Below are 1,182 nucleotides of genomic sequence, written 5' to 3'. Positions count from 1 at the left end.
CGGTTCGATTCCGGTTCTCGGCACCATTTATTATTAAGAAAAGTAAATAGCTGTGAACATAGCTTAATTTGGATCGAGAATTTGGCTGATTTTCAAAAATTTAGGAATAATACATCTCTTGAGTGCAACAATACATGTTTAAAAAAAATCAATTTTAACATCGGGAAGTAGCTCAGCTTGGTAGAGCACTTGGTTTGGGACCAAGGGGTCGCAGGTTCGAATCCTGTCTTCCCGATCTTTAATGAATAATGGGGCCTTAGCTCAGCTGGGAGAGCGCCTGCTTTGCACGCAGGAGGTCAGCGGTTCGATCCCGCTAGGCTCCACCAATTATTTACTTTACAGGGGTACTAGTTAGAACATATGGATTCATAATCCACCTAGTTATAAGTTCTAGTCTATCGCTCGAATTGTTTATCTTATGGAGGGATACCCAAGTCTGGCTGAAGGGATCGGTCTTGAAAACCGACAGGGGAGTCAAATCCCGCAGGGGTTCGAATCCCCTTCCCTCCTCCATTTTTATTTTATTATTATCGCGGGGTGGAGCAGCTCGGTAGCTCGTCGGGCTCATAACCCGAAGGTCGCAGGTTCAAATCCTGCCCCCGCAATCGTTGGTCCGGTAGTTCAGTTGGTTAGAATGCCTGCCTGTCACGCAGGAGGTCGCGGGTTCGAGTCCCGTCCGGACCGCCATTTTTAAATGGCTCAGTAGCTCAGTTGGTAGAGCAAAGGACTGAAAATCCTTGTGTCGGCGGTTCGATTCCGTCCTGAGCCACCATTTTAATTATGGCAGCTATGGGGAAGTAGTTAATTAATTGGGGTGTAGGTTCTATTTTGATCAGACACCAAGTCTGGTTTTTTTATCTTTTAGCGGGTGTAGTTTAATGGTAAAACCTCAGCCTTCCAAGCTGATGTCGTGGGTTCGATTCCCATCACCCGCTCCATTTATACATAATGGGCCTGTAGCTCAGCTGGTTAGAGCGCACGCCTGATAAGCGTGAGGTCGATGGTTCGAGTCCATTCAGGCCCATTTTATTCTTGTAATAGATCAGTGATAATTGATAGAGCAACTGAATTAGACTGTGTAGGCTAGGTGAGGGCAAGTTCTCTAACACCAAAACCAGTTTTCCTAGCAGTCCTTTACATGGAGGGGTAGCGAAGTGGCTAAACGCGGCGGACTGTAAATCC

Annotated in this window: 8 tRNA genes; all 8 read left to right on the top strand. The window is 46.4% G+C overall.

Annotation, left to right across the window (positions count from 1 at the left end):
* Positions 1–161 precede the first annotated feature (161 nt).
* The 8 genes from AWH49_RS04895 to AWH49_RS04860 all read left to right on the top strand — a co-directional run bounded on the left by AWH49_RS04895 (position 162) and on the right by AWH49_RS04860 (position 1,024).
* Positions 162–235, top strand: a tRNA-Pro gene (locus AWH49_RS04895).
* Positions 236–250: 15 nt separating this feature from the next.
* Positions 251–326, top strand: a tRNA-Ala gene (locus AWH49_RS04890).
* A 94-nt stretch (positions 327–420) separates the two neighbouring features.
* Positions 421–513, top strand: a tRNA-Ser gene (locus tag AWH49_RS04885).
* An 18-nt stretch (positions 514–531) separates the two neighbouring features.
* Positions 532–605: transfer RNA gene (locus AWH49_RS04880), tRNA-Met, on the top strand.
* Positions 606–610: 5 nt separating this feature from the next.
* Positions 611–687 (top strand) — tRNA-Asp (locus AWH49_RS04875).
* A gap of 9 nt (positions 688–696) precedes the next feature.
* Positions 697–772 (top strand) — tRNA-Phe (locus AWH49_RS04870).
* A 92-nt stretch (positions 773–864) separates the two neighbouring features.
* Positions 865–938 (top strand) — tRNA-Gly (locus AWH49_RS04865).
* Positions 939–950: 12 nt separating this feature from the next.
* Positions 951–1,024, top strand: a tRNA-Ile gene (locus AWH49_RS04860).
* The last annotated feature ends 158 nt before the right edge of the window (positions 1,025–1,182 follow it).

It is taken from the genome of Domibacillus aminovorans, from assembly GCF_001643235.1.
Classification (GTDB): Bacteria; Bacillota; Bacilli; order Bacillales; family Domibacillaceae; genus Domibacillus; species Domibacillus aminovorans.
The sequence above is the reverse complement of the archived record's forward strand: the minus strand, read 5'-3'. Positions and strand labels throughout refer to the sequence as shown.